At 39.0% G+C, this 554-nt stretch carries 2 protein-coding genes; both read right to left on the bottom strand.

Annotated elements, in window-relative coordinates; all coding sequences use genetic code 11:
- Positions 1–186: 186 nt before the first annotated feature.
- Entirely contained in the window at positions 187–360 is a 174-nt protein-coding gene (locus AC1DRF_RS31840; protein WP_427075491.1) for a hypothetical protein, read from the bottom strand.
- Positions 361–362: 2 nt separating this feature from the next.
- Positions 363–521 carry a hypothetical protein gene (locus tag AC1DRF_RS31845; RefSeq protein WP_025749458.1) on the bottom strand — a complete coding sequence of 53 codons (159 nt, stop codon included), beginning with the start codon at positions 519–521 and terminating at the stop codon, positions 363–365.
- Positions 522–554 lie beyond the last annotated feature (33 nt).

Below are 554 nucleotides of genomic sequence, written 5' to 3' on the forward strand. Positions count from 1 at the left end.
GTTTTAGAGATTCTGCCATTTGACTATATGTATTATAAACAAACGGGAAAAATAAATGAACAACCATCTGTTCTTCTTGCTTATTATGATCAAAAAGCAAATGATACAAAACTTTATTCGGCACCTGTAGAGGCATTTGGCCTTCCAGTTGTAAGCTAAAACCTCGGATACCCGAGGTTTTTTTCTTTAACATTCTTTTTTATTTTCATGCTCTTTATCAGACTTTGTCTTTCCTAGGGATTCATATATTTTAGCTGCGTTGGGATCGCCCATTTCCGCTCCGAACTCTTCTTGCAGTAATTGCTTTTGCTTCGCTTCGGTGCTTGCGATGTGCTTATTTTGTTGTTTATGTTTGCTCATTGTTACTTACCTTGCTTTCCTTTTTTGGAATTACGATTCGCGCCTTTAGCCGGCTCCTCGCCGCCAGCATATTCAGCAGCAAATTCTGCATCTGAAAGGCTCTCTTTTGGTGTATTATTGTTAGTCAGTGCTGATTTGTATCCTACTTTACGCTTTGCCATCATATATCCCTCCTATGCTTGGAAGTCCATTGA

This window comes from Priestia sp. P5_B4, from assembly GCF_056400385.1.

Coding starts and splice junctions, on each gene's coding strand:
- AC1DRF_RS31840 (WP_427075491.1), bottom strand. CDS start 360: ATGAGCAAACATAAACAACAAAATAAGCACATCGCAAGCACCGAAGCG.
- AC1DRF_RS31845 (WP_025749458.1), bottom strand. CDS start 521: ATGGCAAAGCGTAAAGTAGGATACAAATCAGCACTGACTAACAATAAT.